General features: G+C 70.7%; 19 protein-coding genes. 13 read left to right on the top strand and 6 right to left on the bottom strand.

Features of this window, described 5'->3' with window-relative positions:
• The 11 genes from uvrC to VIG79_RS05160 all read left to right on the top strand — a co-directional run.
• On the top strand, nucleotides 1-1,960 hold a 1,960-nt coding region (uvrC, locus tag VIG79_RS05210), incomplete at its 5' end, for an excinuclease ABC subunit UvrC (RefSeq protein ID WP_331882997.1).
• 14 nt (nucleotides 1,961-1,974) lie between these two features.
• Entirely contained in the window at nucleotides 1,975-2,904 is a 930-nt protein-coding gene (rapZ, locus tag VIG79_RS05205) for an RNase adapter RapZ (protein ID WP_414672585.1), read from the top strand.
• Between the two features lie 7 nt (nucleotides 2,905-2,911).
• Nucleotides 2,912-3,874, top strand: coding sequence for a uridine diphosphate-N-acetylglucosamine-binding protein YvcK (locus VIG79_RS05200; RefSeq protein ID WP_331882995.1), 963 nt, complete (start codon nucleotides 2,912-2,914; stop codon nucleotides 3,872-3,874).
• A 198-nt stretch (nucleotides 3,875-4,072) separates the two neighbouring features.
• Complete coding sequence (gene whiA / locus VIG79_RS05195; protein ID WP_331882992.1) at nucleotides 4,073-5,050, top strand: DNA-binding protein WhiA; 978 nt, start codon at nucleotides 4,073-4,075, stop codon at nucleotides 5,048-5,050.
• A gap of 136 nt (nucleotides 5,051-5,186) precedes the next feature.
• Nucleotides 5,187-6,191 carry a type I glyceraldehyde-3-phosphate dehydrogenase gene (gene gap, locus VIG79_RS05190; RefSeq protein WP_331882990.1) on the top strand — a complete coding sequence of 335 codons (1,005 nt, stop codon included), beginning with the start codon at nucleotides 5,187-5,189 and terminating at the stop codon, nucleotides 6,189-6,191.
• Nucleotides 6,192-6,195: 4 nt separating this feature from the next.
• Complete coding sequence (locus tag VIG79_RS05185) at nucleotides 6,196-7,422, top strand: phosphoglycerate kinase (RefSeq protein WP_331882988.1); 1,227 nt, start codon at nucleotides 6,196-6,198, stop codon at nucleotides 7,420-7,422.
• Nucleotides 7,422-8,207, top strand: a complete 786-nt coding sequence (gene tpiA, locus VIG79_RS05180) for a triose-phosphate isomerase (RefSeq protein WP_331882986.1) — start codon at nucleotides 7,422-7,424, stop codon at nucleotides 8,205-8,207. The genes VIG79_RS05185 and tpiA overlap by 1 nt, the downstream gene beginning before the upstream one ends.
• A gap of 140 nt (nucleotides 8,208-8,347) precedes the next feature.
• Nucleotides 8,348-8,593, top strand: a complete 246-nt coding sequence (gene secG, locus VIG79_RS05175; RefSeq protein ID WP_331882984.1) for a preprotein translocase subunit SecG — start codon at nucleotides 8,348-8,350, stop codon at nucleotides 8,591-8,593.
• Nucleotides 8,594-8,611: 18 nt separating this feature from the next.
• Nucleotides 8,612-8,962, top strand: a complete 351-nt coding sequence (locus VIG79_RS05170) for an RNA polymerase-binding protein RbpA (protein WP_331882981.1) — start codon at nucleotides 8,612-8,614, stop codon at nucleotides 8,960-8,962.
• A 122-nt stretch (nucleotides 8,963-9,084) separates the two neighbouring features.
• Entirely contained in the window at nucleotides 9,085-9,474 is a 390-nt protein-coding gene (locus VIG79_RS05165; RefSeq protein WP_331882978.1) for a hypothetical protein, read from the top strand.
• 165 nt (nucleotides 9,475-9,639) lie between these two features.
• Nucleotides 9,640-9,795, top strand: coding sequence for a hypothetical protein (locus tag VIG79_RS05160; RefSeq protein ID WP_331882976.1), 156 nt, complete (start codon nucleotides 9,640-9,642; stop codon nucleotides 9,793-9,795).
• Nucleotides 9,796-9,844: 49 nt separating this feature from the next.
• Here the strand turns inward: VIG79_RS05160 and pgl are convergent, their stop codons facing one another.
• The 6 genes from pgl to tkt form a co-directional block, all read right to left on the bottom strand.
• Complete coding sequence (gene pgl / locus VIG79_RS05155; RefSeq protein WP_331882974.1) at nucleotides 9,845-10,582, bottom strand: 6-phosphogluconolactonase; 738 nt, start codon at nucleotides 10,580-10,582, stop codon at nucleotides 9,845-9,847.
• The gene (locus VIG79_RS05150; protein WP_331882971.1) at nucleotides 10,579-11,760 is read right to left on the bottom strand and encodes a glucose-6-phosphate dehydrogenase assembly protein OpcA; all 1,182 of its coding nucleotides are present in this window, start codon (nucleotides 11,758-11,760) and stop codon (nucleotides 10,579-10,581) included. The genes pgl and VIG79_RS05150 overlap by 4 nt, the downstream gene beginning before the upstream one ends.
• A 121-nt stretch (nucleotides 11,761-11,881) precedes the next feature.
• Nucleotides 11,882-13,423, bottom strand: coding sequence for a glucose-6-phosphate dehydrogenase (gene zwf, locus VIG79_RS05145; protein WP_331882968.1), 1,542 nt, complete (start codon nucleotides 13,421-13,423; stop codon nucleotides 11,882-11,884).
• Nucleotides 13,420-15,117 (bottom strand): glucose-6-phosphate isomerase, encoded by a 1,698-nt coding sequence (locus VIG79_RS05140; protein ID WP_331882965.1) that lies wholly within the window; start codon nucleotides 15,115-15,117, stop codon nucleotides 13,420-13,422. Before VIG79_RS05140 ends, zwf begins: the two co-directional genes overlap by 4 nt.
• Nucleotides 15,114-16,241: a transaldolase gene (tal, locus tag VIG79_RS05135; RefSeq protein WP_331882962.1), complete on the bottom strand. Its 1,128-nt coding sequence runs from the start codon at nucleotides 16,239-16,241 to the stop codon at nucleotides 15,114-15,116. Before tal ends, VIG79_RS05140 begins: the two co-directional genes overlap by 4 nt.
• A gap of 70 nt (nucleotides 16,242-16,311) precedes the next feature.
• Complete coding sequence (gene tkt / locus VIG79_RS05130; RefSeq protein WP_331882959.1) at nucleotides 16,312-18,537, bottom strand: transketolase; 2,226 nt, start codon at nucleotides 18,535-18,537, stop codon at nucleotides 16,312-16,314.
• 283 nt (nucleotides 18,538-18,820) lie between these two features.
• Here tkt and VIG79_RS05125 point away from each other — a divergent pair, with 283 nt between their 5' ends.
• Together VIG79_RS05125 and VIG79_RS05120 are read left to right on the top strand one after the other, a co-directional pair.
• On the top strand, nucleotides 18,821-19,777 hold the full coding sequence (locus VIG79_RS05125; RefSeq protein WP_414672584.1) for a heme o synthase: 957 nt from the start codon (nucleotides 18,821-18,823) through the stop codon (nucleotides 19,775-19,777).
• A 67-nt stretch (nucleotides 19,778-19,844) separates the two neighbouring features.
• Entirely contained in the window at nucleotides 19,845-20,399 is a 555-nt protein-coding gene (locus tag VIG79_RS05120; RefSeq protein WP_331882956.1) for a helix-turn-helix domain-containing protein, read from the top strand.
• Nucleotides 20,400-20,428: the final 29 nt, after the last annotated feature.

Genomic DNA, 20,428 nt, shown 5'->3' with positions numbered 1-20,428 from the left:
CAAGGACGGCCGGGTCATCTACGTCGGCAAGGCCAAGTCGCTGCGCCCGCGGCTGTCCTCCTACTTCCAGGACATCCACGCCCTGCACCCGCGCACCGCCACCATGGTCCGCACCGGCGCCAGCGTCGAGTGGACCGTCGTGGCGACCGAGGTCGAGGCGCTCCAGCTCGAGTACTCCTGGATCAAGGAGTTCGACCCGCGGTTCAACGTCAAGTACCGCGACGACAAGTCCTACCCGTTCCTCGCCGTGACGCTCGGGGAGGAGTTCCCCCGCGCCCAGGTGATGCGCGGGGCCAAGCGCAAGGGCACCCGCTACTTCGGCCCGTTCAGCCACGCCTGGGCCATCCGCGAGACTCTCGACCTGCTCCTGCGCGTCTTCCCGATGCGCACGTGCAGCACCGGCGTCTTCAAGCGCGCCCACCAGAGCGGCCGGCCGTGCCTGCTCGGCTACATCGACAAGTGCTCGGCCCCGTGCGTCGGCCGCGTCGACCCTGAGGAGCACCGGCAGATCGCCGAGGACTTCTGCGACTTCATGGCCGGCAACACGACGAAGTTCACCAAGCGCGTCGAGCGGCAGATGCGCGCCGCGTCCGACGCCCAGGAGTACGAGCTGGCCGCCCGGCTCCGGGACGACCTCGGCGCCCTCAACAAGGCGCTCGAGAAGAACGCGGTCGTCCTCGCCGACAAGACCGACGCCGACGTCTTCGCCCTCGCCGACGACGAGCTCGAGGCGGCCGTCCAGGTGTTCTTCGTCCGCGGCGGCCGGATCCGCGGTCAGCGCGGCTGGGTGGTCGAGAAGGAGAGCGAGGACGTCCCCGAGCTCATGGGCCACCTGCTCCAGCAGGTCTACGGCGACCAGGCCCTGGACGCCGGCGGCAGCCCGGACCAGGTCCCGCGCGAGGTTCTGGTCCCGATCGTGCCCGCCGAGTCCGAGGCCCTGGCCGCCTGGCTCGGCACCCTCCGCGGCCATCGCGTGGACCTGCGCGTCCCGCAGCGCGGCGACAAGCGGTCGCTCATGGAGACGGTCCGCCGCAACGCCGAGCAGTCCCTCGCCCGGCACAAGGTGGCCCGGGCCGGCGACCTCACCGCCCGGAGCCAGGCCCTCCAGGAGCTCCAGGAGGCCCTCGAGCTGCCCGATGCGCCGCTGCGGATCGAGTGCTTCGACGTCAGCCACGTCCAGGGCACCAACGTCGTCGCGTCGATGGTCGTCTTCGAGGACGGCCTGGCGCGCAAGTCCGAGTACCGCCGGTTCGTCGTCCGGGGCGACTACGCGCATACCGCGCTCGACGGCACCCAGACCGTGGACGACACCGCGGCGATGCACGAGGTCCTGACCCGCCGCTTCCAGCGCTACCTCGACGAGCGCGAGCACTCGGCCGAGATCGAGATGGGCCCGGCCGTCGAGGACGACGACGGTGGGCCGCTGGTCCACGGCCCGATAGACGAGGTCACCGGCCGCCCACGCAAGTTCGCCTACCCACCCAACCTCGTCGTCGTCGACGGTGGCCTGCCACAGGTCCACGCGGCCAGGTCGGTCCTCGACGAGCTCGGCATCGAGGACGTGTCGCTGGTCGGCCTGGCCAAGCGGCTGGAGGAGGTCTGGGTACCCGGACAGAGCTTCCCGCTGATCCTGCCGCGGACCAGCGAGGGTCTCTACCTGCTCCAACGGGTCCGCGACGAGGCGCACCGGTTCGCCATCACCTTCCACCGACAGCGGCGGTCCAAGGCCATGACGACGTCCGACCTCGACGGGATCCCGGGCCTCGGCGAGGTGCGTCGCAAGGCCCTGCTGCGCGTGTTCGGTTCGGTCAAGCGGCTTCGCGCGGCGTCGGTCGAGGAGATCGCCGCCGTCCAGGGCATCGGGCCGGTCCTGGCCGACACCATCGCGACGCGGCTGGCGCGAGACTCGTCAGCGGCCGTCCCGGCCGTTAACGTGACGACCGGCGAGGTGCTCGACTGAGCGGGAGGCAACCGATGAGCGAGGAGCCCACTCCGCGACCCCTCCCCAGCAGCCGGGAGGCGCCGACCCGCGACGAGCCGATGCTCGTCCTCACCGGGATGAGCGGGGCGGGCCGGTCGACGATGGCCAACGTCCTGGAGGACCTCGGCTGGTACGTCGTCGACAACCTTCCGCCGCAGATGCTCCCGCAGCTGCTGGAGCTCCACGAGGAGTACCTCGCTCGGACCCCGGAGCCGATGATCCACCGTGTCGCCGCTGTCGTCGACGTTCGCAGTCATGGGGTGTTCGCCGACTTCGGGCAGATCGTCGCCGAGCTCGCGCGGACGGGGCACCGCCCGTCGGTCGTCTTCCTCGACGCCACCGACGAGGCCCTGGTCCGCCGGTTCGAGAGCGTCCGTCGTCCCCACCCGCTCCAGGGGTCCGGGCGGCTGCTCGACGGCATCCAGCGCGAGCGGGCCCTGCTCGGCGAGCTGCGCTCCGAGGCCGATGTCATCCTCGACACCTCCGGACTCAACGTGCATCAGCTCGCCGCCAAGGCGATGTCCCTCTTCGCCGGCGACGGCGCGGCCCAGCTGCGCCTCGCGGTCATGTCGTTCGGGTTCAAGTACGGCGTCCCCCTCGACGCCGACTTCGTCCACGACCTGCGCTTCCTGCCCAACCCGTTCTGGGTCCCGGAGCTGCGGCCCCTCACCGGCCGCGACGAGGCGGTGGCCGAGTTCGTCCTGTCCCGGCCGGGGGCCGAGGAGTTCGTCGACGACGTCGTCCACCTCATGGACTCCGTGGTCAAGGGGTTCATCCGCGAGGGCCGCCGCTACGTCACGCTCGCCGTCGGCTGCACCGGTGGCAAGCACCGGTCCGTCGCCGTCGCCGAGCGACTGGCCGAGCGGCTGCGCACCGACACCGTCGACACCTTCCTCGTCCACCGCGACCTCGGGCGGGAGTGAGCCGGCCGTGACCCTCCAACCCAGCGGGTATGCGCGTCACCCCAAGGTCGTCGCCCTCGGCGGGGGGCACGGCCTGGCGTCGTCCCTCTCCGCGCTCAAGCTGCTCACCGACCGGGTCACCGCGGTCGTCACGGTCGCCGACGACGGGGGGTCGTCGGGACGGTTGCGCGAGGAGTTCTCGGTCCTGCCGCCCGGGGACCTGCGGATGGCGCTGGCGGCGCTCTGCGACGACACCGAGTGGGGCCACACCTGGCGGGACGTGCTCCAGCACCGGTTCCAGGGCGAGGGGCCGCTGGCCGGCCACGCCCTCGGCAACCTCCTCATCGTGTCGCTCTGGGACCTGCTCGGCGACACCGTCGACGGCCTGGACCTCGTCGGCCGGCTGCTCAACTCCCGTGGCCGGGTCCTGCCGATGGCCAGCGTCCCGCTCGAGATCGAGGCCGAGATCGTCGGCCACGACCCTGCATACCCCGAGGCCGTCACCATCGTCCGGGGCCAACACCGGGTCGCCTCGACTGGAGGCCGAGTGCAGGGGGTGCGGATCCTGCCGCCGGACCCGGGCTGTCCGGCCGAGACCCTGGAGGCGATCCGCGAGGCCGACTGGGTCTTCCTCGGTCCCGGGTCGTGGTTCACGTCCGTCCTGCCGCACGTCCTCGTGCCCAGCCTCCGCGACGCGATCGTGTCGACGCAGGCCCGGACACTGCTCAACCTCAACCTCGAGGTTCACACCGGGGAGACCAAGGGGTATCGCGCCCAGGACCACATCGAGAGCCTCGTCAAGCACGCCCCGGAGCTGCGGTTCGACGTCGTCCTCGCCGACCCGAGCTGCGTGGACGACCCGGCGGCCCTGCGGAGGGCCGTCGACCTGGTGGGCGCCGAGCTGGTCGTCTCGACGGTCTCGACGATGGGCAACCCCGGTCAGCACGATCCGCTGCGGCTGGCCGCGGCATACCGCGACGTCATCTCCTGAGGCCCCCGCACCGCGCCCGATGGGGATCGGATACTCTGCGACCCTCATCTCGGGGCACCGCCGAAAACGCTTGGTACCGGCTGGATCCGAGAAGTGTGTGACAGATGGGTGTGGTGGTGCGTCAGCCACCGGGCAAGGGGCAGCACGGCGACCGTCGGGCGAATCGTCGAGCGGAGACAGGGTGGCAGGATGGCTGGCATGGCAATGACGGCGAAGGTCAAGGACGAGCTGTCACGGCTCGAGGTGACCAAGCCCTGTTGCCGGAAGGCCGAGGTGGCCGCAACTCTCCGTTTCGCGGGGGGCCTGCACATCGTCGGCGGCCAGATCGTCGTGGAGGCCGAGCTCGACACCGCCAACGCCGCGCGCCGGCTGCGCCGGTTCGTCGCCGAGGTCTACGGCCACAAGTCCGACGTCCTCGTCATGTCGGCGGGGGGCCTGCGCAAGAGCAGCCGCTACGTCGTACGGATCGTCGAGGAGGGCGCGACGCTCGCCCGCCAGACCGGGCTCATCGACTCGCGTGGCCGTCCCGTTCGCGGCCTCCCGCCGAAGGTGGTCAGCGCCTCCGCGTGCGACTCGGAGGCCGCCTGGCGAGGTGCGTTCCTCGCCCACGGCTCGCTCACGGAGCCCGGCCGGTCGTCGGCCCTCGAGGTGACCTGCCCGGGTCCCGAGGCGGCGCTGGCGCTCGTCGGGGCGGCCCGCCGGATGGGCATCCAGGCCAAGGCCCGCGAGGTCCGCGGCGTCGACCGGGTCGTCATCCGCGATGGCGACGCCATCGCGGCGATGCTCACCCGGCTCGGTGCCCACGACGCGGTCCTGGCCTGGGAGGAGCGCCGGATGCGGCGCGAGGTCCGCGCCACCGCGAACCGCCTGGCCAATTTCGACGACGCCAACCTGCGCCGCTCCGCCCGGGCCGCCGTGGCGGCGGGGTCGCGGGTGGAGCGGGCCATGGAGATCCTCGGCGACGACGTACCCGACCACCTCAGTGAGGCCGGCCAGCTGCGGCTCAAGCACAAGGAGGCGTCGCTCGAGGAGCTCGGCCAGCTGGCCGACCCGCCGATGACCAAGGACGCCGTCGCCGGCCGGATCCGGCGGCTGCTGGCGATGGCCGACAAGAAGGCCCAGGACCTCGGCGTCCCCGGCACGGACGCCAACCTCACGGCGGACATGCTCGAGTAGGCGACGTCCGTCGCCTACTCCGCCGTCTCGGCACCGCCCGGTTACCCGCCCGTAGCGCGGACGCTGGTGACCGGCGTCACGCGCGCTGGACTAGGGTCTAGGCGACCCTGATCCACCCTGGGAAGGTTTGAAACCAGTGACTGTCCGTGTAGGGATCAACGGCTTCGGCCGCATCGGCCGCAACTTCTTCCGCGCCGTCGCCGCGTCGGGCGCCGACATCGAGATCGTCGGCGTCAACGACCTGACCGACAACGCCACCCTGGCCCATCTGCTCAAGTACGACTCGATCCTCGGCCGGCTCGACGGTGACGTCACCTCGAGCGCCGACGAGATCGCCGTGAACGGCAAGTCCTTCAAGGCGTTCGCCGAGCGTGACCCGGCGAACCTCACGTGGGGCGACCTCGGCGCGGACGTCGTTCTCGAGTCCACCGGGTTCTTCACCGACGCGCGCCAGGCCAAGACGCATGTCGACAACGGCGCCAAGAAGGTGATCATCTCGGCGCCCGCGAAGAACGAGGACGTCACCATCGTCATGGGCGTCAACGACTCTGAGTACGACCCCGCCGCACACACCATCATCTCCAACGCGTCGTGCACGACGAACTGCCTCGCGCCGATGGCCATGGCGCTGGACGACGAGTTCACCATCGTCAAGGGCCTGATGACGACCATCCATGCCTACACGCAGGACCAGAACCTCCAGGACGGCCCGCACAAAGACCTGCGTCGCGCGCGCGCCGCCGCCCTCAACATCGTGCCGACCTCTACCGGTGCCGCCAAGGCCATCGGCCTGGTCCTGCCGAAGCTCAAGGGCAAGCTCGACGGGTTTGCGTTGCGCGTGCCGATCCCCACGGGCTCGGCCACCGACCTCACCTTTGAGGCCGGCCGCGAGACGACGGTCGACGAGGTCAACGCGGCGGTCAAGGCGGCCGCCGATGGCGCGCTCAAGGGCATCCTCAAGTACACCGAGGACCCGATCGTCAGCAGCGACATCGTCACCGACCCGCACTCGTGCATCTTCGACGCGGGCCTGACCAAGGTCATCGGCAACCAGGTCAAGGTCGTTGGCTGGTACGACAACGAGTGGGGCTACTCCAACCGCCTCATCGACGTCGTCGTGCTCGTCGGCAAGGACCTCTAGGTCGGTGCGGACTCTCGCCGACCTCCTGGCGGACGGCGACCTGCGCGGCAAGCGGGTACTCGTCCGGTCCGACCTCAACGTCCCGCTGGACGGGCAGACGATCACCGACGACGGGCGCATCAAGGCGTCCGTCCCGGCGATCGAGGCCCTCGCCGAGGCGGGCGCGACCGTCGTGGTCTGCGCCCACCTCGGCCGTCCGAAGGGCGCGCCGGAGGACAAGTACTCACTGGCACCGGTCGCGAAGCGGCTCGGCGAGCTCCTCGAGCGCCCAGTCGCCTTCGCCACCGACACGGTGGGGGAGTCGGCGACGTCCACCGTCGCGGCGGCCGCCCCGGGTGACGTCGTGCTCCTGGAGAATCTCCGGTTCAACCCGGGGGAGACGAGCAAGGACGACGTCGAGCGGGGCGCCTTCGCCGAGCAGCTGGCCGCCCTCGCCGACGTCTTCGTCTCCGACGGCTTCGGCGTCGTGCACCGGAAGCAGGCGTCGGTCTACGACGTTGCCCGCCTCCTGCCGCACGCCACCGGGGGCCTGGTGTCGACCGAGGTCGACGTGCTGAAGCGGCTCACCCAGAACCCCGACCGCCCGTATGCGGTCGTGCTCGGGGGCGCCAAGGTGTCCGACAAGCTCGGGGTCATCGGCAACCTGCTAGGAACGGCCGACCGGCTGCTCATCGGCGGCGGGATGGTGTTCACCTTCCTCAAGGCCCAGGGCCACGAGGTCGGCAAGAGCCTGCTCGAGGAGGACCAGCTCGACACGGTTCGTGGCTACCTCGACGAGGCGTCCGCCAAGGGCGTCGAGATCGTCCTGCCCGTCGACATCGTCGCCGCCACCGCGTTCTCCGCGGACGCCGACCACGAGGTCGTCGCCGCCGATGCGATCCCCGCCGACCGGCTGGGGTTGGACATCGGACCGAGGTCCTCGGCGCTGTTCGCCGAGAAGCTCAGCGACACGCATACCGTGTTCTGGAACGGCCCGATGGGCGCGTTCGAGATGGCCCCCTATGCGGCGGGCACCAAGGCGCTCGCCGAGGCGCTCGTGGAGGTCACCGCCAACGGCGCCCTGACCGTCGTCGGCGGCGGCGACTCCGCGGCCGCGGTCCGCCAGCTGGGGTTCTCCGACGACCAGTTCGGGCACATCTCGACCGGTGGCGGCGCGAGCCTCGAGTACCTCGAGGGCAAGGAGCTGCCGGGGTTGACGGTGTTGGAGGAATCCCAGGAAGGACCCCTCTGATGGCCCGCACTCCGCTCATCGCGGGCAACTGGAAGATGAACCTGGACCACCTCCAGGCGACCCACTTCGTCCAGAAGCTGGACTGGACCCTGCGCGACGCCAAGCACGACTACGACGCGGTCGAGGTGGCGGTGCTGCCGCCGTTCACCGACCTGCGGTCCGTGCAGACCCTCGTGGAGGCGGACAAGCTGCGCCTCAAGTACGGGGCCCAGGACCTCTCGACGCATACCTTCGGCCCGTTCACCGGGGAGATCTCGGGCGAGTTCCTCGCGAAGCTCGGCTGCACGTACGCGGTCGTCGGGCACAGCGAGCGGCGCGAGCACCAGAAGGAGTCGGACCAGGTCGTCAACGACAAGGTCCTGGCGGCGTTCCAGCACGGGCTGACCCCGATCCTCTGCATCGGCGAGAACCTCGCCACTCGGCGCGAGGGTCGGGCGGTGCCGTTCGTGCTGGAGCAGCTGCGGGCGGCGCTGTTCGACGTGCGGCGCGAGTTCCTGCCGCAGATCGTCATCGCCTACGAGCCGATCTGGGCGATCGGGACCGGTGAGGTCGCGACCCCGGACGACGCGCAGCAGGTGTGCAAGGCGATCCGGTACTTCGTGGCCGACATCTCCAACGACGCGATCGCCGACCAGACCCGCGTGATCTACGGCGGTTCGGTCAAGGCGCGCAGCATCGCGTCCCTCATGGCGCAGGACGACATCGACGGGGCGCTGGTCGGCGGAGCGTCGATCGACCCCGAAGAGTTCAGCACGATCTGTCGGTTCCGAGATCATGTCGGCTGACCACGTGACCTGAGCACGCGACCTGAGCGCGTGACGGGATCCTGGCCGAGCCGGGTTATCCTGAGCAGCGTTGCCCGCACGTCGGGGGAGGCACAGGCGCCCCGCGACCACACGTACGAACCAGATGGGACCCCTCACCCGTGAACGCCGTCAAGATTGGCTTGAACGTCGTGCTGGTCCTCGCGAACCTCTTCCTGATCATGCTGATCCTCATGCACAAGGGAAAGGGTGGCGGGCTGTCGGACATGTTCGGCGGTGGGATGTCCAGCTCGCTCGGGGGCTCGACCATCGCGGAGCGCAACCTCGACCGGTTCACCATCGCGATCAGCATCGTCTGGTTCATCACCATCCTCGGACTGGGCCTGCTGGCCCGGTTCGCCGGCTGACCGTACAAGGGAGTCTGAATGGCCAGCGGTAACGCCATCCGTGGCAGCAGGGTCGGCGCCGGCCCGATGGGCGAGGCCGAGCGCGGCGATGCCGCTCCTCGGATCTTCGTCTCGTACTGGTGCGCCAACGGCCACGAGACGAGGCCGAGCTTCGCCGAGGAGCCAGGCCTCGTGCTCCCGGACACCTGGGACTGCCCGCGCTGCGGGTACCCCGCGGGCCAGGACCACGACAACCCGCCCGCCCCGCACAAGGTGGAGCCCTACAAGACCCACCTGGCCTACGTGAAGGAGCGGCGTTCCGACGCCGACGGCAAGGCGATCCTCGACGAGGCGCTGGCCACCCTGCGCCAGCGCGGCCTCATCCAGTAGGTCGGCGAGCCCCTGGGTGTGGCCGATACCGGTCGGAATTCCTACCGTTGTAGGCCACACCCGTTGTCCACAGGCCAGGGCGCCCACCGCTGAATGATGGCTCGGCCGGTCATGCTCACGTCATGGCCGCGTCGAAGCCGGCGCGTCGCCGTCAGGCGGCTGCCCAACGCGCCGAGCGTTACGGCGGGGTGCTGTCGCGGACGCTGCTCCGCGACCTGGGCATCGACCGGCACGCGATCACCCGCGAGGTGGACGGCGACCGCTGGCGATGCCACGGCAGCCAGACCGCCGCCGTCCACACCCTGGGCCTCGACGCTCCGGCGTTGTGGTGGCGTGCGGTGTGGGAGATCGGTCAGCGGATCGCCGTCCTGGACGGGGTCAGCGCGCTCCTGGCCGCCGGGGTCACCGGCTACGAGGAGGCGGTCGTTCACGTGTCGATCCCGAGAGCCATCAACCGGTCAGGGATCCGGGGGTGCGCGTCCACCGCGTGGCCAGGGTCGACGGTGAGGTGATCTCGGGACGGGGCGTCCCGCGCGTGGCCCCTGCGCTGGCTGCGATCCGCGCCGCGCACTGGGCGTCGTCGGACCGTCAGGCGGCCTTGGTCCTGGTACTGCCGATCCAACAAGGAATTGTCTCAGGCCCACAGCTCCAGGCAGATCGACGGTTCGCACCATGGCGTGGGGCTGGCCATCGTCGCGGATCACCCGCGTCAGAACGAGGTGGCGCTGCAGCCTGAGATCGTCCTGCGGATCACGTTGCTCGACCTTCGGCTAGCGGCCGACGCCTTCCTGGACCAGATCGAGCGGGCGTTGCGCGGGGCGGACGCCGCGTGAATGAATGGCCGGGAGCGGTCCGAAATCCGACCGCACCAGGCCCGACCCGTCAGCCGAGCTTGGCGGCCGCGGCCTCGTCGAGGAACCAGCGGGTCGCCACGGAACCGCGGACGCCACTCGCCGGGACGTCCCAACGGTCCGCATCCGGCGCCAGGGCTGCGGCCACCGCATCCGCCTTGTCGGAACCGGCCACGAGGAACCACACCTCACGCGTCCGGTTGAGGGCGTCGAACGTCAGCGACACCCGGTCCGGGGGCGGCTTGGGCGAGTCGTGCACGGCGACCGCCACCGCGTCCGAGATGCGCTGCGCCGGGTGGTGCGGGAACAGCGACGCCACGTGACCGTCCGGGCCGACGCCGAGCAGGACCACGTCGAACTCACCCTGCCCGAACGCGCGCACCGTGTTCGCGTACGACGACGCGCTCGCCTCCGCACTCGCGCTGGCGTCCGGGCCCTCGACCCGGAACACCGTGCCCCCGTCCAGCCCGAGCTGTGACATGCCGGCCTCGTCGTTCTGGGTGTCGTTGCGGTCCGGGTCGCCGGCCGGCAGGTACCGCTCGTCGCCCCACCACACATAGACCTGCGACCAGTCCACCTCGCCGTGGCCCGGGGTCTGGAGCAGCGACGCGAAGATCGCCGACCCCATCGACCCACCGGTCAGGGCCACCTGGGCGACGCCGCGCGTCCTCACCGCCTCACGCACCGCCGCCAGGAACCGCACCGCGGCCGCGTCCGACAGGCTCTGCTTCGACGGGTGCACCTCGATCGTGGTCTCGGCGAAGGTCATGGCGTGGACCTCCCGCGAGTCGCTTTCTTTGCGGGCCGCTCGGCGAGCGCCTTCTCCCGCGGGGTGGGCTCGCCGGCGCGCTTATGCGCGGTGGCCTTCTTGACCGCCGTGGTACCGCCCTCGTCCGGCGGTGGCGGGGCCACCACCATGGCCAGCGCCTCCTCGGCTCTCGCGCTGCGCGCCAGCCGGGTGGCCATCTTCCGGGCCCCGCTGGTCGACGGTGCCTCGCCGCGGGATGCTGCCGCGGAGGCGGTCTGACGAGCCGGCCGTAACGTCTTGAGACCGCGGGTGAGCGTGGCCGCATACACGTCGTCGTCGTCAAGGTGCCGCAGCTCGTCGGCGAGGCACTCGGCGAGCCCGCGCCGCTTCAGCGAGATCCGCCGGTCCGGCTGACCGGGCTGCGAGAGTGTGGCTACCGCGCCGTCCGGGCGCACCAGGTCGATGGGGCCGCTCTTGCGGTCCAGGCGAACGCTGACCACTCCGGCGCCAGCCTTGGTGCGGACGCGGCGGACCGGCGCCTTGAGCACCAGCCCGAGCCAGGCCGCGAGGAGCTCGGTGGACGGCGAGTCGCTCGCCCCCGCCACGACCGCCTCGGTCACCGACTCGTAGGGCGGGCCGTCCAGCGCCGCGGCCAGGAGCCCACGCCACAACGTGACCCGAGTCCATGCCAGGTCGGTGTCACCCGGCTGGTACTGGGTCGCCAACCGCTTCAGCGCCTCGCGCGGGTGACGGGACTCCGCCGAGTCGGTGATCCGCCGCTGCGCCATCTGAGCGATCGGGTCGCTGCGCAGGTCGGCGGGGAACTCGTGCGGCCACCACGCCACGACGGGGGAGTCGGCCAGCAGCAGCGGGACGACGACCGACTGGCCGTGCTTGGCCAGGTTGCCGTAGAGCCGCATGATGACGACCTCGGACGCGCCGGCATCGCCGCCGAGGCGGATCTGAGCGTCCATCCGTGCCGACCCGCGGCGGTTCCCCGCGACGACCACCACGATCCGGCAGGGGTGTTGCCGCGAGGCGTCGTTGGCCGCCTCGATGATCTCCTCCGCCTGGTGGTCGTCGACGACGATGACCAGGGTCAGCACGCGGCCCAGCGTCATCGCGCCGACGTCGTTGCGCAGCTGCACCAGCTTCTTGCTCACCGAGGACGACGTCGTCTTCGGCAGGTCGATGATCATCGGGGCCCCCGCGAAGTATCGGAGCAGGGTCCTACGCTCTGCGTGGGCGGAACGAGCGTGGGGTCCTCGCGACGGATCGGCGCGGAGCGGCGAACGTCGTGGGGAGAACGTCGCGGGGCTTTCACGGGATCCTCCAGGTGCGACCCTCGCGGGCCATCATCTCGTGCGTCGACGCCGGACCCCAGCCGCCGGCCGGGTACGGCTCGGGGCGCCCGTGCTTGGCCCACCAGGCCTCGATCGGGTCGAGGATCTGCCAGGACAGCTCGACCTCCTCATGGCGGGGGAAGAGCGGCGGGTCGCCGAGCAGGACGTCGAGGATGAGGCGTTCGTACGCCTCGGGGCTGGACTCCGTGAACGCCGAACCGTAGCCGAAGTCCATCGTGACGTCACGGACCTCCATCTGGTTGCCCGGCACCTTGGAGCCGAACCGCATGGTGATGCCCTCGTCGGGCTGCACCCGGATGACGATCGCGTTCTGGCCGAGCTCCTCGGTGGCGGTGTCGTCGAACGGCAGGTGCGGCGCCCGCTTGAAGACCACCGCGATCTCGGTGACCCGCTTGCCGAGCCGCTTGCCGGTCCGCAGGTAGAACGGGACCCCGGCCCAGCGGCGGGTGTCGACGATGAGCTTCACCGCCGCATACGTCTCGGTCGTGGAGCCCTGGGCGACGCCCTGCTCCTCGAGGTACCCGACGACCTCCTCCTCGCCCTGCCACCCGTGGGTGTACTGGCCGCGCGCCGTGTCGCGGCCGATGTCGGCGGGGATGGTGACGGCCGAGAGCACCTTCTCCTTCTCGGCCCGCAGGTCGCGGGCGTTGAACGAGACCGGCTCCTCCATCGCGGTGAGGGCGAGCAGCTGGAGGAGGTGGTTCTGGATGACGTCGCGGGCGGCGCCGATGCCGTCGTAGTAGCCGGCGCGACCGCCGATGCCGATGTCCTCGGCCATGGTGATCTGCACGTGGTCGACGTAGTTGGCGTTCCAGATCGGCTCGAACATCTGGTTGGCGAACCGCAGCGCCAACATGTTCTGGACCGTCTCCTTGCCCAGGTAGTGGTCGATCCGGAACACCGAGTCGGCTGGGAACACCGTCCCGACGATGGTGTTGAGCTCGCGGGCACTGGCCAGGTCGTGGCCGAAGGGCTTCTCGATGACGACGCGTCGCCAGGCCTCCCCGCGGGCGTCGGCGAGCCCCGAGCGCTGCAGCTGCTCACAGACCAGCGAGAACGAGCCGGGCGGGATCGACAGGTAGAACGCGAGGTTCCCGCCGGTGCCGCGCTGGTGCTCCAGGGCGTGCACCGTGTCGGCGAGGAGGTCGAACGCGGCCGGGTCGTCGAAGGTGCCCGGCACGAACCGGAACCCCTCGGCCAGGTTGCGCCAGACGTCCTCGCGGAACGGGGTTCGCGCATGGTCGCGCACCGACTGGTAGACGACCTGCCCGAAGTCCTCGTTGGCCCAGTCACGGCGGGCGAACCCCACGAGGGAGAAGCCCGGCGGCAGCAGGCCTCGGTTGGCGAGGTCGTAGATCGCCGGCATCAGCTTCTTGCGCGAGAGGTCGCCGGTCACCCCGAACATGACCATGCCGCAGGGGCCCGCGATCCGGGGCAGCCGCCGGTCCCGCGCGTCGCGGAGGGGGTTGGTGCCCGCCGCCACCCGGGCTGGGCTCATGCGTCTCCCCGGCCGGATCCCGCGGAGGACCCGGAACCGCCCACGCCGAGGACCTTCTCGAGCTGGGCCAGTCCGGCGTCGTGCTCGGTCAGGTGCAGCTGGAGCACGGGGCGCCCGTGCGCCGCGAGCACCGCCGCATCACCCCCGGCTTGGGCCGCGATGAAGTCGCCGAAGGTGAAGTCCCGGCCGGGGATGGCGAGGTCCTCCTGGGGCTTCGTGGTGATCTGCAGGTAGACGCCGACCGCCGGCCCGCCCTTGTGGAACTGGCCGGTCGAGTGCAGGAACCGCGGACCCCAGCCGAAGGTCGTCGGTCGCTCCGTGCGCAACGCGATGGCCCGCCGGGCCGTCGCGAGCGGCGCGTCGGCCAGCCGGTCGAGGTAGGCCATCACCGCGACGTAGCCCTGGTTGGGGTCGAGCTGCGCGAACAGGGCGTCGAGGGCTCCGGCCACGGTGGTGGCGCCGCCCAGCCAGTCCCTGTCCCCGCCCATGATGCGGATCTCGACGGCGCCGTCGGTGGCCGCGGGAGCCGCCGCCGCGCCCATGCCCTTGTCGAGGAGCTCGCGGGCTGCGGCCTTGGCGCTCTCGACGTCGGGCTGGTCGAACGGGTTGATGCCGAGCAGCCGGCCGGCCGCCGCGACGGCGACCTCCCACAGCAGCATCTGAGCGCCGAGCGAGCCGCTGACCGCGACCTCGGAGCGCGTGGGGTCGACCGCGACGACGTCGGTGTCGTGCGAGACCGGTTCGTCGTCGGCGTCGACGCTGACCAGCCGGACCACGGTGACGTCGGGGGCAGGCCACTTGACCTCGGGGTCCTGGTCGTCGCCCACGACGACGGGGAGTATGCCGGTGCCGCCCTTGCCGGTCGACTCGGCGATGAGCTGCTCCGCCCAGTCGGCGAACCCGACGATGCCGGAGCCGTCGTCGACGATGGCCAGCTTGTCGCGCAGCGGGTTCGTGCCACCGATGGCCGCGCTGAGCCGGAGTGCCGGGTTGGCGTCGTCGTCGGCGGCCAGCAGGTCGGCCACCGACTCGGCGTCGTCGAGCAGCGCCTCGATGTCCACGCCGGCGAGCCCGCTCGGCACCAACCCGAAGGCGGTCAGCGCCGAGTAGCGGCCGCCCACGTCGGGGTCGGCGTTGACCACGCGGTAGCCCGCCTCACGGGCGCTCTTGTCCAGGGGGCTGCCCGGGTCGGTGACGATGACGATGCGCTCGGTCGGGTCGATGCCGGCGTCCGTGAACGCGCCCTCGTACACGCGCTTCTGCGAGTCGGTCTCGACTGTGGAGCCGGACTTGCTCGAGACGACGACGACGGTGCGGTCGAGCTTGTCCTGCAGGGCCGCTCGGACGTAGTCGGGGTCGGACGAGTCGAGGACGACGAGCTCCTTGCCCTCGGTCGCGCAGATGACCTCCGGCGCCAGCGAGGAGCCGCCCATGCCGCAGAGCACGACGTGGTCGAGCCCCTTGCCGACCAGGTCGTCGCGCAGCGCCGCGATCTCGCCGACGAGCGGCCTCGAGGTCCGTCCCAGTCCGACCCACGAGAGCCGCTTGGACGACTCGGACTCCGCCGCTGAGCCCCACAGGGTGGGGTCCTTGGCGAAGAGCTTCGAGGCGAACTGGGCCTCGACCAGCTGCGGAACGGCAGTGGCGATGGCGTCCGCGGCCGGTCCGGACGCGGAGACGGACAGCGCGGTCACTTCTTGGCTGCCTTCTGGGCCGCCTTCTCCAGGTCCTTGGTGGCCTCGTCGAGCAGCTCGCCCCACGCCTTCTCGAACTTGTCGACACCCTCGGTCTCGAGGACCTGCACGACGTCGTTGTAGGAGACGCCGATCGCCTCGAGGTCGTCGAGAACCTTCTGGGCGTCCGCGTAGTTGGGGGTGATGGTGTCGCCGACGACCTCACCGTGGTCGGCGACCGCGTCGAGCGTCTTCTCCGGCATGGTGTTGACGATGCCGGGGGCGACGAGGTCGACGACGTACATCGTGTCCTTGTAGGCGGGGTCCTTGACTCCCGTCGACGCCCACAGCGGGCGCTGGGGCCGGGCCCCCTCACCCTCGAGGGACTTCCAGCGCGGGGTCGAGAAGACCTCCTCGTAGGCCTGGTACGCCAGCCGGGCGTTCGCGATGCCGGCCTGGCCCTTGAGGGCCTTGGCCTCGTCGGTGCCGATGGCGTCGAGCCGCTTGTCGATCTCGGTGTCGACACGCGACACGAAGAAGGACGCGACCGACTCGATCTTCGACAGGTCGTGCCCGCTCTGCTGCGCCTGTTCGAGGCCGCTGAGGTAGGCGTTCATCACCGCCCGGTAGCGCTCGAGGCTGAAGATCAGGGTGACGTTGACGCTGATCCCGTCGGCGATAGCCGCGGTGATCGCCGGCAGGCCTTCGAGGGTGCCCGGGATCTTGATGAGCACCTGCTCACGATCGACGCCGTCGCGCAGCTGCTTGGCCTGGGCGATGGTGCGTTCGGTGTCGTGGGCGAGCCGCGGATCGACCTCGATCGACACGCGGCCGTCCACGCCGTTGGTGGCGTCGTAGACCGGCTTCATGACGTCGCAGGCGTTGCGAACGTCGTCGGTGGTCATCGCGAAGACGGCCTCCTCGACGTTCTTGCCGGCTGCGGCCAGCTTCGCGAGCTGGTCGTCGTAGGCCGTCCCCTGCGACATCGCCGCCTGGAAGATCGACGGGTTGGTCGTGACGCCCACGACGTTGCGGACCTTGACGAGCTCGGCGAGGTTGCCCGAGTCGAGCCGGTCACGGGACAGGTCGTCCAGCCAGATGGAGACGCCGGCGTCCGAGAGGGCCTGGAGGTTGTCGTTCGTCATGCGTGCTCAGCTCCCTAAGCGAGTGGGATGAACGTGTGGGGTGAACGTGAGGAGGAACCGATAGGGCTGGTCAGCGAGCCGCGACCGCGGCCTTCTTCGCGGCGGGCTTGGCGGGAGTGGTGTCGGTGAGGCTGCCGTTCTGGGCCGACCGTGGGTTGACCTCCTTGACCGGAGCCACGATGGCGGCCGCCTTGGCGGCCTTCACCGAGTCCTTGGCCGCCTTGACCGTCGCCTCGGGGGTGATCCCGAACTCGCGGTAGAGCGTCTTGTAGTCCGCCGAGGCGCCGAAGTGCTCGAGCGAGATGATCCGGCCGGCGTCGCCGACGTAGTCGCGCCAGCCGAGGCCGACGGCCGCCTCGATGCTGACCCGGGCCCGGATCGACGGCGGCAGGACGCGGTCGCGGTAGGCCTTGGTCTGCCGCTCGAACCACTCACGACACGGCATCGAGACCACGCGGGTCTTGATGCCGGCCTTCTCCAGCGCGGCGCGGGCGTCGACGGCGATGCCCACCTCGGAGCCGGTCGCGATGAGGATGACATCGGGCGTCTCCTTGCCGTCCTTGCCGCCGTCGACGAGGACGTAGGCGCCCTTGCTGGCGTTGGCCGCCTTGGCGAACGCCTTCCGGTCGTAGATCGGCAGGTTCTGGCGGGTGAGGACGAGGCCGGCCGGCTTGGCGTTGTCGAGGATGGTCTCCCAGCACACCGCCGTCTCATTGGCGTCCGCGGGGCGGACGACATCCAGCCCGGGCATGGCCCGCAGAGCGGCCAAGTGCTCGACCGGCTGGTGCGTCGGACCGTCCTCGCCGAGGCCGATGGAGTCGTGCGTCCAGACGAAGGTCACCGGGATACCCTGGACGGCCGCCAGCCTCACGGCGCCGCGCATGTAGTCGGAGAACACGAGGAACGTGCCGCCGTAGGGCCGGGTGAGCCCTTCGAGGGCGATCCCGTTGAGGATGCAGCCCATCCCGAACTCGCGGATCCCGAAGTGGAGAGTGCGCCCACCGGGCCCGCCCTTCCACTCGTTGGTCTGCTTGCCCGCGGGGATGAACGACGGCTGGCCGGCCATCGTCGTGTTGTTGGACTCGGCGAGGTCGGCCGAACCGCCCCAGAGCTCCGGCATGACGTCGGCCATCGCGTCGAGCACCTTGCCGGAGGCGGCGCGGGTCGACATACCCTTGTCGAGGTCGGTCGGGAACACGGGGAGGGCCTTGCCCAGCCCGGAGGGCACCTGGCCGGAGACGAGCCGGTCGAGGAGCGCGGTCTTGTCGGCGTTGGCCTTGCGCCACGCCGCATACCGCTTGTCCCACGCCTTGTGCGCGGCCTTGCCGCGGCCGACGACCTTGCGGGCGTGCGAGAGCACGGCCCGCTCGACGGGGAACCGCTTCTGCGGGAACCCGAGGATCTCGTGCGTGGCGTCGACCTCGGCGTCGCCGAGGGCCGAACCGTGGGACTTGCCGGTGTTCTGTTTGGTCGGGGCGGGCCACGCGATGATCGTCTTGAGGACGACCAGCGTCGGCTTGTTGGTGACCTTCTTGCCGGCCTCGATCGCCGCGAGGAGCTCGTCGACATCCTCGACGTAGCGGTAGCCGCCCTCGTCGTCGGCGGTGTTACGGCGCCAGTCGACGGTGTGGACGTCCCAGCCGTAGGCCTCGTAGCGCTTGGCGACGTCCTCGGAGAACGAGATGTTGGTGTCGTCCTCGATCGAGATGTGGTTCTGGTCGTAGATCAGCGTGAGGTTGCCGAGCTCCTGGTGGGCGGCCAGCGCGGACGCCTCGTGGCTGACGCCCTCCATGATGTCGCCGTCGGAGGCCAGCACGAAGATGTGGTGGTCGAAGACGCTCTCACCGGGCTTGGCGCCGGCGTCGAACATCTCCCGCTGCCGACGCTGGGCGAACGCCATCCCGACGGCCGAGGCCAGACCCGAACCGAGCGGTCCGGTGGTGATCTCGACACCCGTCGTGTGGTGCACCTCCGGGTGACCCGGAGTGAGGCTGCCCCATGTGCGCAGCGCCTCGAGGTCCTTCAGCTCCAACCCGTAGCCGGAGAGGTAGAGCTGGATGTACTGCGTGAGGCTGGAGTGCCCGCAGGACAGGACGAACCGGTCGCGACCCAGCCACGCGGGGTCGGAAGGGTCGTGGGCCATGACGTTCTGGTAGAGCAGGTAGGCCACGGGGGCCAGCGACATGGCGGTGCCAGGGTGACCGTTGCCGGTCTTCTGGACCGCGTCCGCGGCGAGGACGCGCACCGTGTCGACCGCGCGGACGTCGAGGTCGCTCCAGCCGGTCTTCTTGGCCACCGGAAGATGGAGCTCCGGGCTGCGCTTGGCGAGTGGACCTCTCGACGCGCTTGTCGAACGTCGGGCGGATCGGGTTGCCGTGGGCGGGGTCACGGAGCTCTCCTTCGAAGCCGGAACCGGTCTTTTGTGAGCCTAGCCCTGAGCATGTGCCCAGCAACACGCCGTGTCATGCGCTGGGCGGGCAACGGAATCCCGGTTCTCGGAGCCCGGGGATAGACTCACGTCTGCCCGACGCCGCCGCTCTGCGACCGCCCTTTCGGCCCGCCCCACCGCGAAGGAATCCGTGACCGCTCTGGACCCCCGCGCCGACCTGTCGGCGGCACCGGCTCGTCACGGTCGGGGACCGTGGTTCGTCGTCGGCCAGTACGTCGCGCTGACCAAGCCGCGGATCATCGAGCTGCTGCTCATCACCACGGTTCCGGTGATGTTCCTGGCCGCCCGCGGCGTGCCCTCGCTGTGGCTGGTCCTCGCGACGCTCGTCGGCGGGACGATGTCGGCCGGCGCCGCCAACACCCTGAACTGCTACCTCGACCGCGACATCGACGCGATCATGCACCGCACCAGCAACCGGCCGCTCGTCACCGGCACGGTGTCGCCGCGGGCGGCGCTCGTCTTCGGCATCGCGCTCACCGTCGCGTCGACGCTGTGGCTCGGGCTGCTGGTCAACTGGCTGAGCGCCTGGCTGGCGCTCGGCGCGCTGCTGTTCTACGTCGGCGTCTACACCGCGCTGCTCAAGCGGCGCACCGCGCAGAACATCGTGTGGGGCGGCGCCGCCGGTTGTATGCCGGTGCTCGTCGGCTGGTCCGCGGTCACCGACTCGCTGGCCTGGGCCCCGTTGGTCCTGTTCGCGGTGGTCTTCTTCTGGACCCCGCCGCACTACTGGCCGCTGTCGATGAAGTTCAAGGACGACTACGCCGCGGCACACGTGCCGATGCTCCCGGTGGTCGAGAAGTTCGTCGTGGTCGCGCGGCAGGTGGTCGCCTACTCCTGGGCGATGGTGGCGGCCTCGCTGCTCCTCGTCCCGGTCGCGCCGATGGGACTGCTCTACCTCGTGGGGGCCGTCGTCGCCGGCGCGCTCTTCGTCACCGAGGCGCACCGGCTGCTGCGAGCCGCCAAGGCCGGCGCCGGAGCGGCCGTGCTGCGGCCGATGCGGCTGTTCCACTTCTCGATCACTTACCTGACCATCCTCTTCGTCGCCGTGGCGCTCGACCCACTGCTGTACCTGCGCGTCTGGCGCTGACCCGCCGCCCACCTGTTCCGCACACCAGCGCACACGGGGAGTACGATGTGCGCAGGAGGTGGTGGCCATGACGCTCGGTGAGCTGCTGGCCCGCTACGACCTCACCGAGGCGGACCTGTCGACCTCGCTGGAACGGCGGCTGTCGGCGCAGCCGGCGCCGGCGGCGGCCGACCTGACCTCGGCCGAGGAGGACTTCTGGACGTCCCACGCCGGCGTACCGCTCGGTGACGCGGCGGGCTCCCCCCTGGACCGCGCGACCGACGCGACCATGTCGGTCATCGGCGCCGCCTCGCAGTCGCTGACCATCGAGCAGGCCGCCGACCTGCTCGACGTCCACCGCTCCCGGGTGTCGCACCGACTGCGCGACAACCAGCTCTACTCGTTCCACATCGGGTCGCAGCGGCGGCTGCCGCGCTGGCAGTTCACCGCCGAGGGCGCGCCGCTGCCGGGGCTGGAGACGGTGCTGGACGCGCTGGCCGCCGACCTGCATCCCGCCGCGGTCGAGGGCTTCTTCACGACTCCCAGCCCCGACCTCGACGACGCGACACCGGCGCAGTGGCTGGCCTCCGGCGGAGATGCGCAGCGCGTCGTCGACGAGGCCGCAGGCCTCGAGCTGTGGTGAGCCGCCGCGGGTCGGCCTAGGTGCCGCCC

Origin of the sequence: Lapillicoccus sp., from assembly GCF_036559105.1 — a bacterium.
Classification (GTDB): domain Bacteria; phylum Actinomycetota; class Actinomycetes; order Actinomycetales; family Dermatophilaceae; genus Lapillicoccus.
This window is presented reverse-complemented; position numbering and strand designations above follow the sequence as displayed.